The 20090-nt window shown below is 70.2% G+C and carries 19 protein-coding genes; 10 read left to right on the top strand and 9 right to left on the bottom strand.

The annotated features are described in order from the left end of the window. Positions 1-103: 103 nt before the first annotated feature. Positions 104-1393: an adenylosuccinate synthase gene (locus tag GGD89_RS07830; RefSeq protein WP_184043826.1), complete on the top strand. Its 1290-nt coding sequence runs from the start codon at positions 104-106 to the stop codon at positions 1391-1393. 35 nt (positions 1394-1428) lie between these two features. Beyond that, on the top strand, positions 1429-2136 hold the full coding sequence (locus GGD89_RS07825; RefSeq protein WP_184043824.1) for an alpha/beta fold hydrolase: 708 nt from the start codon (positions 1429-1431) through the stop codon (positions 2134-2136). 132 nt (positions 2137-2268) lie between these two features. Here GGD89_RS07825 and GGD89_RS07820 read toward each other — a convergent pair whose 3' ends face one another. The 5 genes from GGD89_RS07820 to nifB all read right to left on the bottom strand — a co-directional run bounded on the left by GGD89_RS07820 (position 2269) and on the right by nifB (position 4973). After that, positions 2269-2454 carry a hypothetical protein gene (locus GGD89_RS07820; RefSeq protein ID WP_184043822.1) on the bottom strand — a complete coding sequence of 62 codons (186 nt, stop codon included), beginning with the start codon at positions 2452-2454 and terminating at the stop codon, positions 2269-2271. A gap of 223 nt (positions 2455-2677) precedes the next feature. Continuing rightward, on the bottom strand, positions 2678-2893 hold the full coding sequence (gene nifT / locus GGD89_RS07815) for a putative nitrogen fixation protein NifT (RefSeq protein WP_184043820.1): 216 nt from the start codon (positions 2891-2893) through the stop codon (positions 2678-2680). Beyond that, a complete protein-coding gene (locus GGD89_RS07810; protein WP_184043818.1) occupies positions 2890-3171 on the bottom strand; it encodes a nitrogen fixation protein NifZ in 282 nt (93 codons plus the stop codon). The genes nifT and GGD89_RS07810 overlap by 4 nt, the downstream gene beginning before the upstream one ends. 18 nt (positions 3172-3189) lie before the next feature. Continuing rightward, complete coding sequence (locus GGD89_RS07805; RefSeq protein ID WP_184043816.1) at positions 3190-3387, bottom strand: 4Fe-4S binding protein; 198 nt, start codon at positions 3385-3387, stop codon at positions 3190-3192. A gap of 53 nt (positions 3388-3440) precedes the next feature. Next, entirely contained in the window at positions 3441-4973 is a 1533-nt protein-coding gene (nifB, locus tag GGD89_RS07800; protein ID WP_184043814.1) for a nitrogenase cofactor biosynthesis protein NifB, read from the bottom strand. A 307-nt stretch (positions 4974-5280) separates the two neighbouring features. Between nifB and GGD89_RS07795 the strand changes: the two genes are divergently transcribed. The 8 genes from GGD89_RS07795 to GGD89_RS07760 all read left to right on the top strand — a co-directional run bounded on the left by GGD89_RS07795 (position 5281) and on the right by GGD89_RS07760 (position 14249). Next, entirely contained in the window at positions 5281-5601 is a 321-nt protein-coding gene (locus tag GGD89_RS07795) for a HesB/IscA family protein (RefSeq protein WP_184043812.1), read from the top strand. 19 nt (positions 5602-5620) lie between these two features. Continuing rightward, positions 5621-6910: a homocitrate synthase gene (nifV, locus tag GGD89_RS07790; RefSeq protein ID WP_184043810.1), complete on the top strand. Its 1290-nt coding sequence runs from the start codon at positions 5621-5623 to the stop codon at positions 6908-6910. Then, positions 6907-7236, top strand: a complete 330-nt coding sequence (locus GGD89_RS07785; protein WP_184043808.1) for a nitrogenase-stabilizing/protective protein NifW — start codon at positions 6907-6909, stop codon at positions 7234-7236. The genes nifV and GGD89_RS07785 overlap by 4 nt, the downstream gene beginning before the upstream one ends. Beyond that, positions 7236-8099: an electron transfer flavoprotein subunit beta/FixA family protein gene (locus tag GGD89_RS07780; protein WP_425503025.1), complete on the top strand. Its 864-nt coding sequence runs from the start codon at positions 7236-7238 to the stop codon at positions 8097-8099. The genes GGD89_RS07785 and GGD89_RS07780 overlap by 1 nt, the downstream gene beginning before the upstream one ends. A gap of 48 nt (positions 8100-8147) precedes the next feature. Beyond that, positions 8148-9239, top strand: a complete 1092-nt coding sequence (locus GGD89_RS07775; protein ID WP_184043806.1) for an electron transfer flavoprotein subunit alpha/FixB family protein — start codon at positions 8148-8150, stop codon at positions 9237-9239. A gap of 145 nt (positions 9240-9384) precedes the next feature. Continuing rightward, on the top strand, positions 9385-10689 hold the full coding sequence (locus tag GGD89_RS07770; protein ID WP_184043804.1) for an FAD-dependent monooxygenase: 1305 nt from the start codon (positions 9385-9387) through the stop codon (positions 10687-10689). A gap of 258 nt (positions 10690-10947) precedes the next feature. Next, a complete protein-coding gene (locus GGD89_RS07765) occupies positions 10948-13464 on the top strand; it encodes a PAS domain S-box protein (RefSeq protein ID WP_184043802.1) in 2517 nt (838 codons plus the stop codon). Positions 13465-13871: 407 nt separating this feature from the next. Next, the gene (locus tag GGD89_RS07760; protein ID WP_184043800.1) at positions 13872-14249 is read left to right on the top strand and encodes a VOC family protein; all 378 of its coding nucleotides are present in this window, start codon (positions 13872-13874) and stop codon (positions 14247-14249) included. A 135-nt stretch (positions 14250-14384) separates the two neighbouring features. Here GGD89_RS07760 and GGD89_RS07755 read toward each other — a convergent pair whose 3' ends face one another. From GGD89_RS07755 to dnaN, 4 genes are all read right to left on the bottom strand, one after another. Then, complete coding sequence (locus tag GGD89_RS07755) at positions 14385-14789, bottom strand: thioredoxin domain-containing protein (protein WP_184043798.1); 405 nt, start codon at positions 14787-14789, stop codon at positions 14385-14387. A gap of 135 nt (positions 14790-14924) precedes the next feature. Beyond that, complete coding sequence (gene gyrB, locus GGD89_RS07750; RefSeq protein ID WP_184043796.1) at positions 14925-17336, bottom strand: DNA topoisomerase (ATP-hydrolyzing) subunit B; 2412 nt, start codon at positions 17334-17336, stop codon at positions 14925-14927. Between the two features lie 143 nt (positions 17337-17479). Continuing rightward, entirely contained in the window at positions 17480-18718 is a 1239-nt protein-coding gene (recF, locus tag GGD89_RS07745; RefSeq protein WP_425503024.1) for a DNA replication/repair protein RecF, read from the bottom strand. Between the two features lie 11 nt (positions 18719-18729). Then, on the bottom strand, positions 18730-19848 hold the full coding sequence (gene dnaN / locus GGD89_RS07740) for a DNA polymerase III subunit beta (RefSeq protein WP_184043794.1): 1119 nt from the start codon (positions 19846-19848) through the stop codon (positions 18730-18732). Positions 19849-20090 lie beyond the last annotated feature (242 nt).

The following is a 20090-nucleotide window of genomic DNA, read 5'->3' as shown; positions in this document are numbered from 1 at the left end:
CGTCTCCGCATGGCGGACATCCCTCGACCGGACTCGTGCCGTCCCCGGATGTCCGCTATCACGCCAGGATACGAGACACAGTTTTTTCGCAGGGAGTCCCTCAATGACCAACGTTGCCGTGGTCGGCGCCCAGTGGGGCGACGAAGGCAAGGGCAAGGTGGTGGATTGGCTGTCGGAGCGCGCCGATGTGGTGGTGCGCTTCCAGGGCGGCCACAACGCCGGGCACACCCTGGTGATCAATGGCCAGACCTACAAGCTGAGCCTGCTGCCCTCGGGCGTGGTGCGCGGCAAGCTGTCGGTGATCGGCAACGGCGTGGTCATCGATCCCTGGGCGCTGTTCGACGAGATCGAGCGGCTGAGCGCCCAGGGGGTGGCCATTACGCCCGAGGTGCTGCGCATCGCCGACAATGCCTGCCTGATCCTGCCCATCCATGGCGAGCTGGACCGGGCGCGCGAGGCCGCCGCCGGCACCGGCAAGATCGGCACCACCGGGCGGGGTGTCGGCCCCGCCTACGAGGACAAGGTCGCGCGCCGGGCGGTCCGCCTATGCGACCTGGCCGAGCCGGCGACGCTGCGCTTCAAGATCGACCGCCTGCTGACCCACCACAACGCCCTGCGCAAGGGGCTGGGCGCCGACCCCCTGGACGGCGAGGCGCTCCATGCCCTGCTGACCGATCTGGCGCCCCGGGTGCTGCCGTTCGTCGCCCCGGCCTGGCGGCTGCTGGACGAGGCGCGGCGCGCCGGCAAGCGCATCCTGTTCGAGGGTGCCCAGGGCGCTATGCTGGACGTGGACCACGGCACCTATCCCTTCGTCACCTCGTCCTCCACCATCTCGGGGCAGGCGGCGGCGGGCTCCGGCATGGGGCCGGGGGCGGTGGCCTACGTGCTGGGGATCACCAAGGCCTACACGACCCGCGTGGGCAGCGGTCCGTTCCCGACCGAGTTGCATGACGAGGTCGGCGAGCGCCTGGGCGAGCGCGGCCACGAATTCGGCACCGTCACAGGCCGGCGGCGGCGGTGCGGCTGGTTCGACGCGGTGATGGTGCGTCAGGCCCTGAAGGTGGGGGGCGTGGACGGCATCGTGCTCACCAAGCTGGACGTGCTGGACCAGATGGACGACCTGAAGGTCTGCGTGGCCTACGAGCTGGACGGCCAGCGCCTGGACCACTTTCCCTCCGGCATGGAGGCGCAGGACCGGGTCACGCCGATCTACGAGACCCTGGACGGCTGGCGCGACAGCACCCGGGGCGCCCGCTCCTGGGCCGAGCTGCCGGCCACGGCCATCAAGTACGTGCGCCGCATCGAGGAACTGATCGAGGCCCCGGTGGCCATCCTGTCCACCGGCCCGGACCGCGAGGAAACCATCCTGGTGCACGATCCGTTCGCGGACTGAGCAAGGCGACGACACGGACCGGGAGGCCCCCCTGCATGACCGAGACAACGCCCCTTGTGCTGCTGCCCGGCCTGCTGTGCGACCATGCCCTGTGGGCGCCGCAGGCCGATGCCCTGGCCGATGTGGCCGCCGTCCAGGTGGCGGACCTGACCCGGGACGACTCCATCGGGGCCATGGCCCGGCGCGTGCTGGCCGAGGCGCCGCCGGGACCCCTCGCCCTGGCCGGGCTGTCCATGGGGGGCTACGTGGCGCTGGAGATCGCCTTGTCCGCGCCCGAGCGGGTGGCCCGTCTGGCACTGCTGGATACCAACGCCCGCGCCGACCTGCCGGAGCAGAGCGAGCGGCGGCGCGGCCTCATGGAGTGGGCGCGGGACGGCCGCTTCGCCGAGGTCACCCCGGCGCTGCTGCCCGTGCTGGTGCATCCCGACCGGCTGGACGACGGGGACTTGGTCGCGACGGTGACCGGCATGGCGGAGCGGGTGGGACCGGAGGCCTTCGTGCGCCAGCAGACGGCCATCCTGCACCGCGCCGATCGGCGTGGCGATCTTGGCGCCATCGCCTGTCCGACGCTGGTGCTCTGCGGGGCCGACGACGCGTTGACGCCGCCCAAGGTGCACGAAGAGATGCGGGACGCGCTGCCGGCGGCCCTGCCCATGGCGGTGGTGCCGGACTGCGGTCACCTGTCCACCCTGGAACAGCCGGCGGCGGTCGCCGGTCACCTGCGGGCCTGGCTGAACGCCTGAGACCGGTCCACGAAAGGATGGGTGTGTCGTCGGCCGGCCGGTGCCGCGCGACGGATGACTCACGCTCATCCGCCGCCGGTGTAAGACAGCGCCAGCGTGTCGAGGATCAGCCGGTCTCAGGAGGGCTTGGCGTCAGGCGGCGCTGCCGTCTTCCTCGACCTTGCCGGAGGTCAGGATGACCATCACCACCATCATGAGGGCGGTCAGCGCCAGCGCCACGAAGATGATCCACCACGCCTGGAAGATGAACACGGCCAGATAGCCCAACAGGCAGATCAGGGCCACGGCCAGGATCAGAATCAGCTTGAGCGTCACCATGGGTCCTCGCTTCCCGTACCGTCGCCGTCGCGGGTCTGGCGCGTGCCCCAACGACCGGTCGCACGCGTCACGGATGCCGGCACGACCCCCTCCTCCGCCGCGCGAGCCCCGGGAGGGTCACTCGTTGTCGCGACGGACGTCCATGACGGCTATCGTGTCGGATACCCCATCGCGGACGTCCTGTCCAGCGCATCCGGCGGCCGCCGACGCGAGGGGCGCGCGCCTACCCCTCGCCGGTGCTGATGCGCCGCGCGTCCAGGGTCAGGGGCAGGGGGGTATCGGTGGCCAGCGCCGGCATGGCGAAGCGCCAGCCGTTGCCCAACTCGATCCAGCCCCCCCACAGGCCGGGGTGCTCGCTGGCGACCACCGGTTCCTCCAGGTCCTTTTTCGGCACGTACGCCTCGAAGCCGCCGGCGCCCTTGCGAATGGTGATCTTCATGACCGGTCTCCCTCGGCGGATTCCAGTTCCGCCGCGCGCATGCCGACGATGCGCCGGCTGTCGATGAAGTCCACCTCGTAGATCCAGAAGCGTTGCAGGAACGACCCCACCTCGCGCACGTAGCCCAGCGCGCCGGGCTCGACCAGCACGTCGCCGACGCGCGCGCCCGGGAAGGTGCCGTCGTCGCGCACCAGCGCGCGCGCGCGGACCTTGGTGCCGGGCGCGAACGCCGGCGGGGTGTCGATCTCCAGCGTCTCCGCCGGGTCCGAAGCCGTCATGGTCATCCCCCCTCTGTCTCACACGACCTTCACGCAGGTGCCCGGGATCGGGCAGATGGCGTCGCACTGCGGCGCGTCGAAATGGCCCTCGCATTCGGAGCAGGCGGCGGCGTCGATGGCGTAGCCGTCCATTTTCATGCTGATGGCGCCGTTGGGGCATTCGAACTCGCAGGCGCCGCACTGGGTGCACTGGGATTTCAGGATCTTGTAGGCCATGACGTGTGTCCTCCTGTCAGGCAAGACCAGAGAATGATGGCTGCGGCGTGGGCTCAGGCCCGCGCCCGGACCGGGGCGGCGGCCTCGTCGGCCAGCCACGCGGCAATGACGGTCTCGATCACCTCGTGACGGCCATCCTCGTGGACGGCGAGGCCGGCGGCCTCCAGGCGGCGGCGCGGGCCGTCGCCGATCTTCACGCAGACCACCGCGTCCACACCCTCCAGCACGGTGAGGATGGTTCCCAGGCGATCGGCGTCGCCGCGCCCGCCCAGGCAATAGTTGTCGGCCCGCCGCACGCCGGAAAAGCGGATGCCGGCGCCGTCCACCTGGTAGACGTGGAACTCGGTGGCCTTGCCGAAGTGCAGGTTCACCCGGCCCCCGCCGCGCGAGCAGACGGCCACCAGTCGCGGCGCCTCCGTTCCGGCGGCGACGGCCTCGACCAGCGCGTCGGCGCGGGCGGCGGCGGCGGCGCGCTCGGCGCGGGCGCTGTCCACCACCGCCCGATAGGCGGCCCGGACCTCCGGATCGGGCCGGGGGGCGACGTCGTCCACCGGGTCGAGGGTGACGTCCTGACAGCGGTCCTCGCCCAGCATGCCCACGGCATCGGCGCGGCACTGGCGGCAATGGCGCATCAGCCGGGCGTCCTCGCCCAGGGCTTCGCGGGCGCGGTGCACCTCCGCCGGGGTGGGGCCGCGCTGGCCCGTGAGCCCGAAGTGAGTCCCGTGGGCGGGGTCGGAGATCAACGGCATGACGTTATGGAGGAAGGCGCCCTTGGCCCGCACCGCCTGGTTGACCTCGATCAGGTGCGCATCGTTGATGCCGGGGATGAGCACCGAGTTGACCTTGACCAGCATGCCGGCGGCGACGGCCGCCTCCAGGCCCTCCATCTGGCGTTCGTGCAGGATGCGGGCGGCCTCCCGGCCGGTCCAGCGGCGATGGTCGTGAAAGATCCAGGGGTGGATCGCGGCGCCGATCTCCGGGTCCATGAAGTTGATGGTGACGGTGACGTGGTCCACGTCCAGCGCCTTCAGCGCCGCCACCCGGTCGGGCAACGCCAGCCCGTTGGTGGAGACGCAAAGCGTCAAGTCCGGCATCTCGGCGCGCAGCAGCTCGAACGTCCGCAAGGTGCGCTCGGCGTCGTACAGGGCGTCCCCCGGACCGGCCACGCCGACCACGGACAGCTGGGGCACCTGGGCGGCCACGGTCAGCACCCGGCGCACCGCCTGCTCGGGCGTCAGGCGCGCCGAGGTCACGCCGGGTCGGCTTTCGTTGGCGCAGTCGTGCTTCCGGTTGCAGTAGTGACACTGGATGTTGCACACGGGCGCCACGGCCACATGCATGCGCGCGAAGTCGTGGTGTGCGTCCTCGGAATAGCAGGGGTGGTCCTTGATCCGCTCCCACACCGCCGCGTCGGTCGCGCCGCCCGCCTCGCGGCGCTTGTTGTGCGGCACGCGCCCGGATCGCACACCGGGGCGGGTCCCGGGGGGCGTGGACGGGGTGGCCGGGCGGGCCAGGGCGGCGCGCAGGTCTTCCGCCGTCGCCAGGGTGGTCAGCGCATCAAGCGGAACGCGGGGTAGCGAGGACATGGGGCGATCTCCGAACCGGGGCGGGGGCGCTTGACCTCGCCACAGCAAGCCCGATGCCAACCCCGGAAACGCCCGGAACGCGCCAGGTCCGGGCCATCCGCCCTGTTCGGGCCGCGACACGGGCGCGTCGGTTTGTCGCAAGCGCGACAGGACGGACACGGCCGGATCGGGCGGGATCCCCGGGAGGGCGGCCGCTGGGTCCCTGGCACGTCCCTGGCACGTCCCTTGCTGACCCTTGAGATCGCCGCCCGTCCCGTGCCTCGCCCGGGAGCCCGCCTTGGAGTTGCCCGCCTTGGAGTTAGTTGTCATGACCCTGGACCTGACCGACGCGGCCCAGTCCGCCATCCGCCTTGCCCTTCGTCGGTCGGAGGCCGCGCGCGGATTGCGCATCGTCGCCGCGTCCGGCGGCTGCGCCGGGTTACAGTATCACCTGGGCCTGGCCGCCGGGGCCGAGGACGGCGACGCCGTCCGCGAGTTCGGCGATGTGGCCGTGTTCGTGGATTCCGACAGCGCCGCCCTGTTGACCGGCACCACCGTGGACTTCGTCGAGGACGAGGGCGGAGCCGGCTTCGTGTTCGACAACCCCAACGCCGCCGGACGCTGCAGTTGCGCCCGCGCCGGTGCCTGACAGACAGGAGGCCGCCGCCATGACCCGACCTCCGTTGCCCGGCCTGGAACCGGATCCGGACACGCCCGCCCCGACCGGACCCGGCGTGGTGCTGGCCGACACGACCCTGCGGGATGGCGAGCAGACCGCCGGCGTGGCCTTCACCCGCGCCGAGAAGCTGGCCATCGCCCAGGCGCTCGACGCCGCCGGAGTCCCCGAACTGGAGGTCGGCATTCCCGCCATGGGAGCCGAGGAACAGGACGACATCCGCGCTATCCTTGGCCTGGGGTTGCGGGCCGCCGCCTTCGCCTGGTGCCGGCTGAGCGACGTCGACCTGCGGGCCGCGCTGGCCTGCGGCGTGTCCATGGTGCATCTGTCGGCCCCGGTCTCCGACCGTCAGATCGCCGGCAAGCTGGGCCGGGACAAAGCCTGGGTGCTGGCGGAACTGGACCGGCTGGTGCGCCGGGGCCGGGACGCGGGGGTGGCGGTCAGCGTCGGCGGCGAGGACGCGTCCCGCGCCGACCCCGACACCCTGGCCCGGGTGGTCGAGACCGCCGAGCGGGCCGGCGCCCGCCGGTTCCGCTTCGCCGATACCCTCGGCCTGATGGATCCGTTCGCCACCCGGGCCGTGTTCGAGCGCCTGCGCGCCGGCACCGACCTTGAACTGGAAATGCACGCCCACGACGACCTGGGTCTCGCGGTCGCGAACGCCCTGGCCGCCGTGCTGGGCGGCGCGACGCATGTCAGCACCACCGTCATCGGCCTGGGGGAGCGCGCCGGCAACGCCGCCCTGGAAGAGGTGGCGGTGGCCCTGGAGACCCTGCACGGGATCGGCACGGGGGTGGACGCGCGGCGCCTGCCAGCCTTGGCCGACCTGGTGGCGCGGGCCGCCGGCCGGCCGGTGCCCTGCGGCAAGAGTTTGGTGGGATCGGGCGTGTTCAGCCACGAAAGCGGTATCCACGTCCAGGGCCTGTTGCGCGATCCCGGCACCTACACCGGCCTGGACCCGACGTGCCTGGGCCGCGCCCACCGGCTGGTGGTGGGCAAGCATTCGGGCGCCGCCGGGCTGGCGCGCGCCTGCGCCGACCTCGGCCTGCGCCTGGACGGCGATCAGGCGCGGCGCATGGTGCCGCTGTTGCGTGCCCACTACCGGCACGGCGGCAAGCGGCCGCCCGACGCCGATGACCTGCGCGGCTGGCACGCGCTGACGGCGGCCCGAGCGCCGGACGCCACGAGAGCGACTCGGGCGTCGGCCCCGCCCGTTCGAGTCGTGATTCCCTCCGAAATTGCGGGGCATCGGGCAGCGCCCGCCGCCATGGTGCCCTCATGAATGCCGCAGTGCACCGTCTGAAGAGCCTTTCGGCGGCGGAAGAGTTCTTCGAAGCCCTTGACGTGGCCTATGACCCCCGGGTACTGGCCGTGAGCCGTTTGCATGTGCTAAAGCGGTTTCGGGAATACCTGATCGCTTACGAGGACCCGGACGAAACCATCTTGCGTGACTGCCTGAGGCGCGCGCATGAGGATTTCGTTCAGTCGGATGCCCGACGCGAACGGGTGTTTGCCGTGTTCCGCCAGCGAACCGATGTCGCCGGCCGGGCCTTCATCCCCCTGGAGGCGCTGGCCCCCATGCCGTCCCCTACCCTGGAGTCCGAGTGATGAGTCAAGGCCTGACCATGGTCGTGTGCATCAAGCAGGTGCCCGACAGCGCCCAGATCCGGGTGCATCCGGTGACCAACACCATCATGCGCCAGGGCGTGCCCACGATCATCAACCCCTATGATCTGTTCGCCCTGGAACAGGCGCTGGCGCTGCGCGACCAGTTGGGCGGCACGGTCACCGTGCTGACCATGGGGCCGCAGATGGCCGAGACCTCGTTGCGCAAGGCGATGGGCCACGGCGCCGACCGGGCCATCCTGCTGACCGACCGCTTCTTCGCCGGCTCGGACACCCTGGCCACGTCGTTCGCGCTGAGCGCGGCGATCGGCAAGATCAACGCGGAGACCCCCGTGGACGTGGTGTTCACCGGCAAGCAGACCATCGACGGCGACACCGCGCAGGTGGGGCCGGGCATCGCCCGGCGCATGGGGCTGAACCAGTTGACCTACGTCTCGGCCATTCCGGCCATCGACAAGGCCGCCGGCGAGATCACCGCCCATCGCCGCGCCGAGGGTGGCGTGCAGGTGCTGAAGACCAAGCTGCCGTGTCTGGTGACCATGCTGGAGGGCACCAACGAACTGCGGCGCGGCTCGCTGCCCGACGTGCTGCGCGCCGAACGCGCCGAGATCACCACCTGGAACGCCAAGGACGCCGGCATCGAGGACGTGACCAAGTGCGGCCTGAAGGGCTCGCCCACCAAGGTCAGCAAGGTGTTCGCGCCCAAGCCCCGCTCCGAGCGGGCCGCCATGATCGAGGGCGCGGATGCCACGCCCGCCGCCATCGCGGCGGCCGCCGTCGAGACCCTGGTCGCCGCCGATCCGGCGCTGCCCGGTGTCATCACCCGCCCGTCAGCCCTGGCCTGAAGCCGGCGCCCCACCGATGGCGCCCGAGAGTTAAGGAGACCGTTCACCATGTCCGAGACCCCCGCCAAGCCCCCGGCCAGGGCCGCGAAGAGCAAGGAACTTCCCGAGCACCTGAAGGCCTACCGCCATGTCTGGGTGTTCATTGAACTGGAGCATGGCCGCGTCCACTCGGTGTCGTGGGAGCTGTTGGGCGAGGCCCGCAAGCTGGCCGATACGCTCAAGGTCGACGTGGCCGGCGTGGTGCTGGGCCCGGCCGGCGAGGGCACCGACCAGGCCGTCGCCGAGGCGTTCCACTACGGCGCCGACCAAGTCTACCTGGTCGAGGATCCGCTGCTCACCAACTACCGCACGGATCCGTTCACCAAGGCCCTGACCGACCTGGTGAACACCCACAAGCCGGAAATCCTGATGCTGGGGGCCTCCACCCTCGGCCGCGATCTGGCCGGCGCGCTGGCCACCACGCTCGCCACCGGCCTGACCGCCGACTGCACCGAACTGGCCATCGACGGCACCAGCCGCGCCCTGGCGGCCACCCGGCCGACCTTCGGCGGATCGCTGTTGTGCACCATCATGACGCTGGCCGCCCGCCCGCAGATGGCCACCGTGCGCCCGCGCGTCATGTCCATGCCGGAGCCCGACCGGTCGCGCGCCGGTCCGGTGATCCGCGAGCGCCTGGACATGGTGGAAGAGGACATCGTCACCAAGGTCCTGGACTTCATCCCCGACGCCGACACCAACCAGGCCCAGTTGGCCTTCGCCGACATCGTCGTCGCCGGCGGCCTGGGCCTGCAACGGCCCGAGAACGTCCAGCTGGTCAAGGACCTGGCCGAGGTCCTGGGCGCCGAGTACGGCTGCTCGCGGCCGCTGATCCAGAAGGGCTGGATGACCGCCGACCGCCAGATCGGCCAGACCGGCAAGACCATCCGCCCGCGTCTGTACATCGCCGCCGGCATCTCCGGCGCCATCCAGCACCGGGTTGGCTCCGAGGGCGCCGACCGCATCCTGGCCATCAACACAGACCCCAACGCCCCCATTTTCGACTTCGCCCATCACGGCATCGTCGGCGACGCCCTGGAAATCCTGCCGGCCCTGACCGAGGCCTTCCGCGCCCGCCTGGCGGTGGACCGGCTGGCCGGATGAACCTGGCGCGCTGACAAGACCACGGGGGTCCGTTCGCTCTCCCGTGCTCGCGTGAAAAGTGCATAACAGTCAAAGTCTTGCACGGCCATGCATTCAAGGGAAAACCCTTGAATGCATGGCCGTACGAGGGCGAGGAGACCAGAGTATGACGACCGAACATTTCGACGCCATCGTGGTGGGCGCCGGCCCAGCCGGCAACAGCGCCACGCTGACCCTGGCCCGCGGCGGCCTCAAGGTGCTGCAGATCGAGCGTGGCGAGTACCCCGGTGCCAAGAACGTGCAGGGCGCCGTTCTGTATGCCGACGCGGTGGAGAAGCTGATCCCGGACTTCCGCGACAGCGCGCCGCTGGAGCGCCACATCATCGAACAGCGCATCTGGATGCTGGATGACACCTCGTACGTCGGGTCGCACTTCCGGTCGGACAACTTCAACGAAGACAAGCCGAACCGCTACACCATCCTCCGAGCCCAGTTCGACAAGTGGTTCAACAAGAAGGTGAAGGAGGCCGGCGCCCTGGTCATCTGCGAGACCACGGTCACCGGGCTGCTGCGCGACAAGAAGGGCCGGGTGACCGGCGTCACCACCGACCGCGACCAGGGCGAGGTGACCGCCGACGTGGTCGTTCTGGCCGACGGCGTCAACGCCGTGCTGGGCACCCGCGCGGGGCTCCGTCCAGAGGTGCGCCCCAAGGACGTCGCCCTGGGCGTCAAGGAAACCATGTTCCTGCCTCGCGAGACCATCGATGCCCGCTTCAACCTGAAGGGCAACGAGGGCGTGGTGATCGAGGCCGCCGGCACCATCACCGCCGGCATGACGGGCACCGGCTTCCTGTACACCAACGGCGACAGCCTGTCGGTGGGCATCGGCTGCCTGATCAGCGACTTCGCCGAAAGCGGCGTGCGGCCCTATGACCTGCTGGAGCGCTTCAAGCGGCATCCGGCCATCGCGCCGCTGATCGAGGGCGCCGAGGTCAAGGAGTACGTGGCCCACATGCTGCCCGAGGGCGGTTACGAGGCCGTGCCGCCGCTGTATGGCGACGGCTGGGTGGTGGCCGGTGATTCCGCCCAGTTCCTCAACGCCATGCATCGCGAGGGCTCGAACCTGGCGATGACCTCGGGGCGGCTTGCCGGCGAGACCATCGTCGCCGCCAAGAAGGCCGGCAAGAAGATGTCGGCCAAGACCCTGAAGGCCTACCGCGCGGCGCTGGACGACAGCTTCGTGCTCAAGGACCTGAAGAAGTACCGGCGCCTGCCCAAGGTGCTGGAGACCAACAAGCACTTCTTCACCGAGTATCCGCGCCTGCTGACCCATGCGGCCGAAACCTGGCTGCGGGTGGACGGCGTCACCAAGCGCGAGAAGGAGCGGGACATCGTCAGCGCCTTCCGCCATCGGCGGCGTCTGAGCGGTCTGGTCAGCGACATGTTCAAGATGGGCCGTGCCTGGCGGTAGCACCCCGATCTGGACGGGGGGCGCATCGAGTCGGCCTGAATCGGTGGCGGCGGCCCGAGAACACCCGTCCGAGCCCCGCGCGGAACGCGACGGAACCACCCGGACAGCACCGATCAGGACACACCACCGGTCAATCATCTTGACCGGTGGTTTTTGTATAATAAATAGAATAGGCCGCAAGGCTGGGGGCGCGGCGAGCACAAGGAATGGACCGCCATGATCCGGCAGGAGACTCCGACCGGTGAGGGGTGCGATTGGGTGACGGACACGTCCGGTGGTGATGAGCCGTCGGGCCTGTTGCGGGCCATCCGGTCCGGTCGCATGGACCGGTTGACCGGAGACGACGGCGACTTGGTGACTCGCACCGCGACGGCCGACCGTCGCGCGGCACACCTCAAGGTCTGTCTGAACGCGGTCCGCCAGGCCGGGGCGGGTCTGTCGCGCGTGTCCGATGCCCGCGCCCTGCTTGATCAGCTGTGCGCTCGGCTGGTTGACTCACATGCCTACGAAGACGCCTGGATCGCCCTTCTGGATCGGCGGGGGTGGGTGGAGTACGTCGCCGTCTCGCCGGGGTTGGAGACGCCCCGCGAGTCCCTTGCGCGCGCCCTGCGATCCGATCCGCTGCCGTATTGTGTCCGGCGGGCCATGGCCGAGAGCGCCACGGTCGCCGTCGACGACCCACCCTCCCTGTGCGGCGACTGTCCCCTGGCCCAGGCGTATCCCGGGTTGGCGCGGCTGGCGCGCGTGGTGTCCTTCGCCGACCGCGTCTATGGGGTGATCGCGGTCGCCATCCCGGCGGACTGCCCGGCGAACGCCGAGGAACAGGCCATCCTCGACGACCTGGCCGGCGACCTGGCCTTCACCCTGCACAAGATCGAGCACATGGCCGCGGTCGACGAGATCACCACCCGGTACCGCGGCCTGTTCGAGCACAGCCCCATCCCCATGCTGCTCATCGACCCCGTCGACGGCACCATCCAGGATGCCAATCCCGGGGCGGTCGCCTTCTACGGCTGGTCGCGGACCGCGCTGATCGGCCGCAACATCAGCACCATCAACATCCTGACGCCCGAGCAGGTGCGACGGCAGATGATCAGCGCCGTGACCCGGCGGCGCCATCAGTTCGACTTCCGTCACCGCCGCGCCGATGGATCGATCCGCGACGTGGAGGTCCACAGCGGCCCCATCGAGACCGCCGGGAAGACCCTGCTGTTCTCCATCATCATCGACGTGACGGACCGGATGCGACAGCGCCAGGACCACGGCGAGTCCCAGTCCGTTCTGGAAGAAGCCCAGAGAATCGCCCAGATCGGCCACTTCGACGTCGATATTCCGGCCGAGACCTGGAGCGGCTCACCCGTTCTCGACGCCATCCTGGGCATCGACGACACCTACGTCCGCACCCTGGCCGGTGCCCTGGCCCTGGTGCATCACGAGGACCGTCCCCGGATCCGCGCCACCCTGGCCGACACGCTGCTGGCCGACGGACGCCCCTTCGATCAAACCTACCGCGTTCGACGATACGCCGACGGTGAGGTCCGCTGGGTGCACGGCCGGGGCCGCTTGTCCCTGAACGCCGAGGGCCGGCCCGCGCGCCTGCTCGGCACCATCCAGGATGTGACCGACCGGGAACTGGGGTACCTTCGCCTGAACGACGCCATCCGCGACCTTCAGTGGTCACAGCGCATCGGCGGCATGGGAAGCTGGTGCTTCGACCCCGCGTCCCAGGGCTTCCGCGTCTCGGACCAGTTCTGCCACATCCATCGCATCGCCCCGGTCCCGGGACTGCTGGCGCGGACGGAGTTCCTGGCCCTGCACGGCGTCGGCGACCGGGGCGCCCTGTCCGAGGGCGTTGATGCCGCCAGCCGGGACGGCGTGCCCCTGGACCGCGTGGTCATGCTCGCTCATGACGACGGCACCCCGCGCTGGGTCCACATCATCGGCCAGCCCGATCCGGATGGCGGACCGGCCGGCACCGCCGTACGGGGCATCATCCAGGACATCACCATCCAGGAGCAAGCGCGCGCGGAACTGCGTCAAGCCACGGACGCCGCCAACCGCACCAAAAGCGAGTTCCTGGCCAACGTCAGCCACGAGATCCGCACCCCCCTGAACGCCGTGATCGGCTTCGCCGAGGTCCTGGCCAGCGAGACATTTGGCCCCATCGACAACCCCAGGTACAAGGAATATGGCGAGCATATCGTGCGGTCGGGTACCGACCTTCTGAACCTGGTCAGCGACATCATCGACCTGTCGCGGTTGGAGTTCGGCGCCATGGAGCTGATGGAGGACCGGCTGGACGTGGCCGAGCTGTTCCAGGCCGTGGTGCGGCTGTTCAGCATGCGCGCGCGCGCCCGCGACAGTCATTTGTGCATCGACGTCCCGGCAACGGTGCCCATGCTGTATGCGGACAGTCTCAGGTTGCGGCAAATCCTGGGGAACCTGGTATCCAACGCGCTGAAGTTCACTCCGCCGGGTGGCACGGTGACTCTGTCCGCCGCCCTGGACGACGACGGCGGGTGCCGGCTGAGCGTGACGGACACCGGCGTCGGCATCGCGTCCAACCAGGTGGACCGGGCCTTGTCGGTTTTCGGGCGGGGGTCGGACGCCTACGTGCGTGGCCAGGAGGGCGCTGGGCTGGGGCTGCCGCTGTGTCACCGCCTGGCGGCGATGCACGGCGCCAGCTTGCGGATCGACAGCGAGCCCGGCCACGGCACCACCGTCACCGTGGCCTTCCCTCGGAACCGTGTCGTCCGCTCCGGCAACGGGACCTGACCGCCGCGCCGGACCGGCATGGCGACGCCATCGGGGTCCCGGCGTCGGATGACCGCTCCGGATGGGCCGTGTGCGCCGAGAGAGCGTCCGCGCGTCTTTCAGATGCTCATACCAACGGTCATGGAGAATGACCGTTTGCGGTCCGTGGCCGGTGCCGCTGGTATCAGGTCAGGGGCTCGCTCGGGGTGCCATTCACCTCTTTTGAGATGGCCTGGACCACCCTCGCCCTCGCCGGCTGGTAACGGGAGCCCCATGCCCTGGCGGGCGTCCGCATGCCCATTGGCCGAGTGAAAGAGTCGGGTTATGCTCGTTCAGGACCGGTCGCCCGACGGCACGCCGCCTTCGGTCGCCCGGCCGGCGCGGCACCGGCCCGCGTCGACGGACGCCCCTTCTCGGAGCCGCGCGCCATGTTCAACCCCGCCGAATTCTGCTGGAACGAGTTGATGACCCGCGACCTGGAGGGCGCCAAGGCGTTCTACAGCGCCGTCCTGGGCTGGACGTTCACGCCGCACGACGACGCCGGCACCTACTGGATCGCCCGCAAGGACGACACGCCCGTCGCCGGCCTGTTCCTGATGACCGGGGACGCCTTCGAGGGCATCCCGCCGCACTGGTTTTCCTACATCGCCACCGACGACCTGGACGCCGCCATGAAGGCCGCCACAGATGCCGGCGCCGAGGTGGTGCGCCCGCCCTTCGACATCGACTGCTATCGCATCGCCATTCTGCTCGATGTCACCGGCGCGGCCATCGGTCTGTCCCAGATGCGTGCCGACCCGGCATGACCGTCGCGGGACGGCGGCCGGTCCTGATCCTGATGAGTCGGGATCAGGACCGGGTCGCCTGACGCGCTCGCGTCATCCAGACACGAAACGACACACGGCGTGCGGTGCGGGCGACTCCGTGTCTGGACCAGGACATCAGGAGGCGTTGGACGGCGCCGGGTTCCCGGCCTCGTCCTCGGCGGCCTGCTGGCGGGCGATCTCGGCATGCACCGAGTCCATGTCCACCGCCTTGCCCTGGCTGACGACGCTTTCCAGGTCGCTTTCGGGCAGCGCGCCGGCCTGGTTGAACAGCATCACCCGGTCGCGCAGCACCGCGACCGTGGGGATGGAGCGGACGTTGAATCCCTGGGCCAGGTCCACCTCCGCTTCCACGTCCACCTTGGCGAAGGTGACATCGGGGTGGTTGTCGCTCACCTTGTCGAACACGGGACCGAACGCCTTGCAGGGCTCGCACCACCCGGCCCAGAAGTCGACGATCACCATGTTGTCGGCGCGGATGACGTCCTCGATGTTGTCCTTGGTCAGGGTGACGGTCGCCACGGGACCCTCCTCTGCGCTGTGTCGGATGAAAAAACGATAAGGGGCGCCGGCCGCGCGGACACGGCCATCGCCCCTCCCTACCTGTCATGGTGGGGGTTCGGGTCCCGGGACGCAACCCCGGGGCGGCCCGGGACCCTAAATATCCAGGTTCACCACGTTCAGCGCGTTTTCCTGGATGAAGTCGCGGCGCGGCTCCACCAGGTCGCCCATCAGGCGCGAGAAAATGCCCTCGGCGTCGCCGGCCTGGTTGACCCGCACCTGCAACAGCGAGCGCACGTTGGGATCCAGCGTGGTTTCCCAAAGCTGACCCGGGTTCATCTCCCCCAGGCCCTTGTAGCGCGACAGCGACACGCCGCGCCGCCCGGCCTCCATCACCGCGTCGGCCAGACTCACCGGCCCGTGGATGGGCACCGGCTGGTCACGCACGGTCAGCGTGGCCGGCCGGCCGTAGGTGGCCGCCAGCGCGGCCGCGTGACCATGCAGGTAGAGCGCCTCGGCGCTGTGCAGCAGGGTGGCGTCCACATGGTGGCGTTCGGTCACGCCGCGCCGGGTACGGGAAAAGCGAACGCCCCCGTCGCCCTTGCGGATGTCTCCGCGCCAGCCTCGGTCGGGCTCGGCCTCCAGGGCATCCAGGCGCGCGGCCACCTCGGCGGCCCGCGCCGCCGCCGCGTCCGGATCGGCCAGCACCGCCGGGTTGAAGGCGTCGGCGACCGCCATCTGTTCCAGCACGGAGGGCGGCACCCGCCGGCCCATGCCGATCACCGAGTGCCGGATCAGGCGCGCCTGCTCGGCCAGCGCGCGCAGGTCCTCGCCCACGAGACCGGTGCCGTCGCCCAGGGTCAGGCGCACGTCGGCCAGGGCGGTGTCGATCAGGTGGCGTTCCATGGCCCGATCGTCCTTGAGATAGACCTCGGACTGGCCGCGCTTGGCCCGGTAGAGCGGCGGCTGGGCGATGTACAGGTAGCCCTTCTCGATAATCTCCGGCATCTGCCGGAAGAAGAAGGTCAGAAGCAGGGTGCGGATGTGGCTGCCGTCCACGTCCGCGTCCGTCATGATGATGACCTTGTGATAGCGGATCTTGGAGATATCGAAGTCATCGCGGCCGATGCCGGTGCCCAGCGCCGCGATCAGCGTGCCCACTTCCTGGGACGACAGCATCTTGTCGAAGCGCGCCCGCTCCACGTTCAGGATCTTGCCGCGCAGGGGCAGGATGGCCTGGAAGGCGCGGTCGCGTCCCTGCTTGGCGGAGCCGCCGGCCGAATCCCCCTCGACCAGGAACAGTTCGGACTGCGCCGGGTCGCGGTTCTGACAATCGGACAGCTTGCCGGGCAGGCTGGAGATGTCCAGCGCCCCCTTGCGCCGTGTCAGGTCGCGGGCGCGGCGCGCCGCCTCGCGAGCGGCGGCGGCCTCGACGATCTTGCCGACGATCTTGCGGGCCTCGGTGGGATGCTCCTCCAGCCACTGGCCCAGGCGGTCGGCGGTGACCCCCTCGACCACCGGTCGCACCTCGGAGGACACCAGCTTCTCCTTGGTCTGGCTGGAGAACTTGGGGTCCGGTACCTTGACCGACAGCACGCAGGACAGGCCCTCGCGCATGTCGTCGCCGGTGGGATTGACCTTCTCCTTCTTCAGCAGGCCGGAGTCCTGGGCGTACTGGTTCAGGGTGCGGGTCAGGGCGCCGCGAAACCCGGCCAGATGCGTCCCCCCATCCCGCTGCGGGATGTTGTTGGTGAAGCACAGCATGGTCTCGTGGTAGCTGTCGGTCCATTCCATGGCCAGTTCCACGATGATGCCGTCACGCTCGCCGCGAATGCTGACCGGCGGCGCGTGCAGCGGTGTCTTGGACTGGTCCAGGTAGCGGACGAACGCCTCAATGCCGCCGTCGTAGTGCATGTCGACGGTCACCGGCTCGGCCGAGCGGGCATCGATCAGCATCAGCGACACGCCCGAGTTCAGGAACGCCAGTTCCCGCAGGCGGTGTTCCAGGGTCTTGGCGTCGTAGGTGGTGTTGGTGAACACGGCCGTCGACGCCTTGAAGGTGATCTCGGTGCCGGTCTTGTCGCCACAGGGACCGACCACGGCCAGGGGCGCCTCGGCCACGCCGTCGCGGAAGCGCATGCGGTGTTCCTGACCGTCGCGCCAGACGCGCAGGTCCAGCCATTCCGACAGCGCGTTGACCACCGACACGCCGACGCCGTGCAGGCCGCCGGAGACCTTGTAGCTGTCCTGGTCGAACTTTCCGCCGGCGTGCAACTGGGTCATGATGACCTCGGCCGCCGAGATGCCCTCGCCCTTGTGCATGTCCACCGGGATGCCGCGCCCGTTGTCGCGCACGGTGACCGAGCCGTCGCCGTTGAGGATCACCTGGGTGGTGTCGCAGTGCCCGGCCAGTGCTTCGTCGATGGCGTTGTCCACCACCTCGTAGACCATGTGGTGCAGGCCGGACCCGTCATCGGTATCGCCGATGTACATGCCGGGGCGCGTGCGCACGGCCTCCAGCCCCTTCAAAACCCGGATCGACTCGGCGTCGTAAGCCTGCTGCGCCATGCTTGGTCCCACACTGAAGTTCGGAGACACGCGGGTCGAGACCGACCCCGGTCGAATGGTCGAAAAATCGAAGAATCATCGGATCGAAATCCGGTCGTCGCCGGCCCCGGTCAGGGAAGACGGGTGGCGAACGCCTTGATCCTTCAGTCTATCAGGTTCCCGTCCACCAGACGGAGAATTTGCGCCTGGTCGGCGAAATCCGCGAACAGCGCCGCGTCGGTGCCGGTCAGCCACGCCTGGGCCCCCAGGGTGGCCAGGGCATCCGCCAGGGCGGCGCGGCGGGTGGCGTCCAAGTGCGCCACCACCTCGTCCAGCAACAGCAGCGGCGGCCGGCCGCGCGCCCGGGTGGTCACCCGCGCATGGGCCAGGGTCAGCGCGATCAGCATCGCCTTCTGCTCCCCGGTGGAGCACAGCGCCGCCGGCAGGTCGCGTCCGGCGTGGCGCACCAGCAGGTCCGAGCGATGCGGGCCGACGGCGGCGCCGCCGGTCTCGGCGTCGGTCCGGCGGCCGTCGGCGAGGGCCGCGCGCAGGCGATCCTCGGCGGCCAGGGCCGGCATCTCGCCCAGCCAGCCCTCCACCGTGCCGTCCAGGGCCACCGTGGCGCGGGGAAACGGTCCGTCGTCCGCCGCCAGCGCGTCGGCGAGGCGGGCCACCAGGTCGCGCCGGGCCGCCGCCACCGCCACCCCGTGACGGGCCAGCGTGTCCTCCAGGGCATCCAGCCAGGACGCGTCTCGGCCGTTCACCCGGCCCTCTCCCCGGGTTTCCCCCCTGGTTTCCCCCCGGGTTTCCCGCAGCAGCCGCGCCCGCTCCCGCAGGGCATGGGCATGGGCAGCCGCGCGGCCCGCGTGGTCGGGGTCCAGGGCGATGACCAGCCGGTCCAGGAACCGCCGCCGGCCGCCGGCGCCCTCGCGGAACAGGCCGTCCATGGCCGGCGTCAGCCAGAGGGCGCCGATGTGGAAGCCCAGCGCGGCCTGGCCCCGCACCGTCTCGCCGTTGATCCGCACCACCCGGCGCTCGGGCGCGCCGGCGGGCGTGCCCGGCTCCAGGCCGCTCCCCAGGGTGACCGGTCCGGCCGGATCGCCCTCCACCGTGGCCGCCACCGCCCAGGCGGCGCCCCTGCCGCCGGCGGCGGGCGCGCCAAGGCGGGTGATCTCCCCCAAGCGGGCGCCGCGCAGGCCCCGGCCGGGGGTCAGCAGCGACAGCGCCTCCAGGACGTTGGTCTTGCCGGCGCCGTTGGGTCCGGTGAGCACCACCGGCGCCGGCGCTACCTCCAGCCGCAGCCGCGCATAGCATCGGAAGTCGGTCAGCGTCAGGCGGGTGACCGCCGACGCGGCACGCGGACGGGAGGCGTCCGCCCGGGGCGCGCCGACGCCGTCGATCACGGACGTCTCCCTCACACCCGCATCGGCATCAGGACATAGATCGCCGAGCCGTCGGCGACATCGCGGATGACGGTGGGCGCCGAGGCATCGGCCATCATCAGGCGCACCGCGTCCCCTTCCACCTGCGCCAGGATGTCCAGCAGGTAGCGGCTGTTGAAGCCGATCTCCAGCGGCATGGCATCGAAGCTGGCCTCGATCTCCTCGACCGCCGTGCCGGCGTCCGGGCTGTTGGCGGACAGGGTGATCAGTCCCTTCTCCACCGCCACCTTGACGGCCCGGGACTTCTCGGTGGAGATGGCGGACACTCGGTCCACGGCCCGGCCCAGGGTCTCGCTGTCCACCTCCAGCACCTTGTCGTTGCCGGTGGGGATGACCCGCTCATAGTCGGGGAAGGTGCCGTCGATCAGCTTGGAGACCAGCACCAGGTCGTCGAAGGCGAAGCGGATTTTCGACTCGGACAGCGACACGGTGATGTCCATGCCGGTCTCGTCGATCAGCTTGCGCAACTCCGCCACCGCCTTGCGCGGCACGATGATGCCCGGCATGCCGGCCGCGCCCTCGGGCAAGGGCGCCTCGCAGCGGGCCAGGCGATGGCCGTCGGTGGCCACGGCGCGCAGCACCGGCACCCCGTCGCTGGTGGTGGCATGCAAGTGGATGCCGTTCAGGTAGTAGCGGGTTTCCTCGGTGGAGATGGCGAAGCGGGTGCGATCGATCATGCCGCGCAGGTCGGCGGCGGCGATGGCGAAGGTGTGGGTGAAGTCGCCGGCCGACATGGCGGGAAACTCGTCCGCCGGCAGGCAGGCCAGGTTGAAGCGCGAGCGCCCCGAGCGCAACGCCAGGTGATGGGCCTCGCCATCCACGCCCAGGCTCACCTGGGCGCCGTCGGGCAGCTTGCGGATGATGTCGTAAAGCGTGTGCGCCGGCACCGTGGTCGCCCCGGCCGTGCCGATGTCGCCGGCCACCGTTTCCATGATCTCCAGGTCCATGTCGGTGGCGTTCAGGCCCAGCGTGCCGGCGCGGGCATCCAGGCGGACATTGGATAGGATCGGAATGGTGGTGCGCCGTTCCACGACGCTCTGGATGTGGCCGAGGGACTTCAGCAGGGCGGAACGCTCGATGGTCAGCTGCATGGCCAGGTCGCTTGAAGGAACGGGACGGCGCCGGATTGCCCGGCGCGTGCGAGTCGCGGCACCGGGGGTGCCGGCTGCGGGGCCGCACAGTATAGCGGCGGGACCTGCCCCCAAAAAGGAGATTCTCCGCGCGCGGTGTGGGGATGCCGGTGTCGCGCCGATCAGGGAATCTCAGGACCACATCTCGATGGTCACGAAGCGGACCAGCAGGCATCCGACGGCGTCCCGGACCACGCGGCCGA

Source organism: Roseospira visakhapatnamensis, from assembly GCF_014197915.1.
Lineage (GTDB): Bacteria > Pseudomonadota > Alphaproteobacteria > Rhodospirillales > Rhodospirillaceae > Rhodospira > Rhodospira visakhapatnamensis.
This window is presented reverse-complemented; position numbering and strand designations above follow the sequence as displayed.

Coding starts and splice junctions, on each gene's coding strand:
- nifT (WP_184043820.1), bottom strand. CDS start 2,893: ATGAAGATCACCATTCGCAAGGGCGCCGGCGGCTTCGAGGCGTACGTG.
- GGD89_RS07760 (WP_184043800.1), top strand. CDS start 13,872: ATGTTCAACCCCGCCGAATTCTGCTGGAACGAGTTGATGACCCGCGAC.
- nifB (WP_184043814.1), bottom strand. CDS start 4,973: ATGTCCTCGCTACCCCGCGTTCCGCTTGATGCGCTGACCACCCTGGCG.
- GGD89_RS07770 (WP_184043804.1), top strand. CDS start 9,385: ATGACGACCGAACATTTCGACGCCATCGTGGTGGGCGCCGGCCCAGCC.
- GGD89_RS07775 (WP_184043806.1), top strand. CDS start 8,148: ATGTCCGAGACCCCCGCCAAGCCCCCGGCCAGGGCCGCGAAGAGCAAG.
- dnaN (WP_184043794.1), bottom strand. CDS start 19,848: ATGCAGCTGACCATCGAGCGTTCCGCCCTGCTGAAGTCCCTCGGCCAC.
- GGD89_RS07785 (WP_184043808.1), top strand. CDS start 6,907: ATGAATGCCGCAGTGCACCGTCTGAAGAGCCTTTCGGCGGCGGAAGAG.
- GGD89_RS07825 (WP_184043824.1), top strand. CDS start 1,429: ATGACCGAGACAACGCCCCTTGTGCTGCTGCCCGGCCTGCTGTGCGAC.
- GGD89_RS07830 (WP_184043826.1), top strand. CDS start 104: ATGACCAACGTTGCCGTGGTCGGCGCCCAGTGGGGCGACGAAGGCAAG.
- GGD89_RS07810 (WP_184043818.1), bottom strand. CDS start 3,171: ATGACGGCTTCGGACCCGGCGGAGACGCTGGAGATCGACACCCCGCCG.
- GGD89_RS07795 (WP_184043812.1), top strand. CDS start 5,281: ATGACCCTGGACCTGACCGACGCGGCCCAGTCCGCCATCCGCCTTGCC.
- gyrB (WP_184043796.1), bottom strand. CDS start 17,336: ATGGCGCAGCAGGCTTACGACGCCGAGTCGATCCGGGTTTTGAAGGGG.
- GGD89_RS07805 (WP_184043816.1), bottom strand. CDS start 3,387: ATGGCCTACAAGATCCTGAAATCCCAGTGCACCCAGTGCGGCGCCTGC.
- GGD89_RS07820 (WP_184043822.1), bottom strand. CDS start 2,454: ATGGTGACGCTCAAGCTGATTCTGATCCTGGCCGTGGCCCTGATCTGC.
- GGD89_RS07780 (WP_425503025.1), top strand. CDS start 7,236: ATGAGTCAAGGCCTGACCATGGTCGTGTGCATCAAGCAGGTGCCCGAC.
- nifV (WP_184043810.1), top strand. CDS start 5,621: ATGACCCGACCTCCGTTGCCCGGCCTGGAACCGGATCCGGACACGCCC.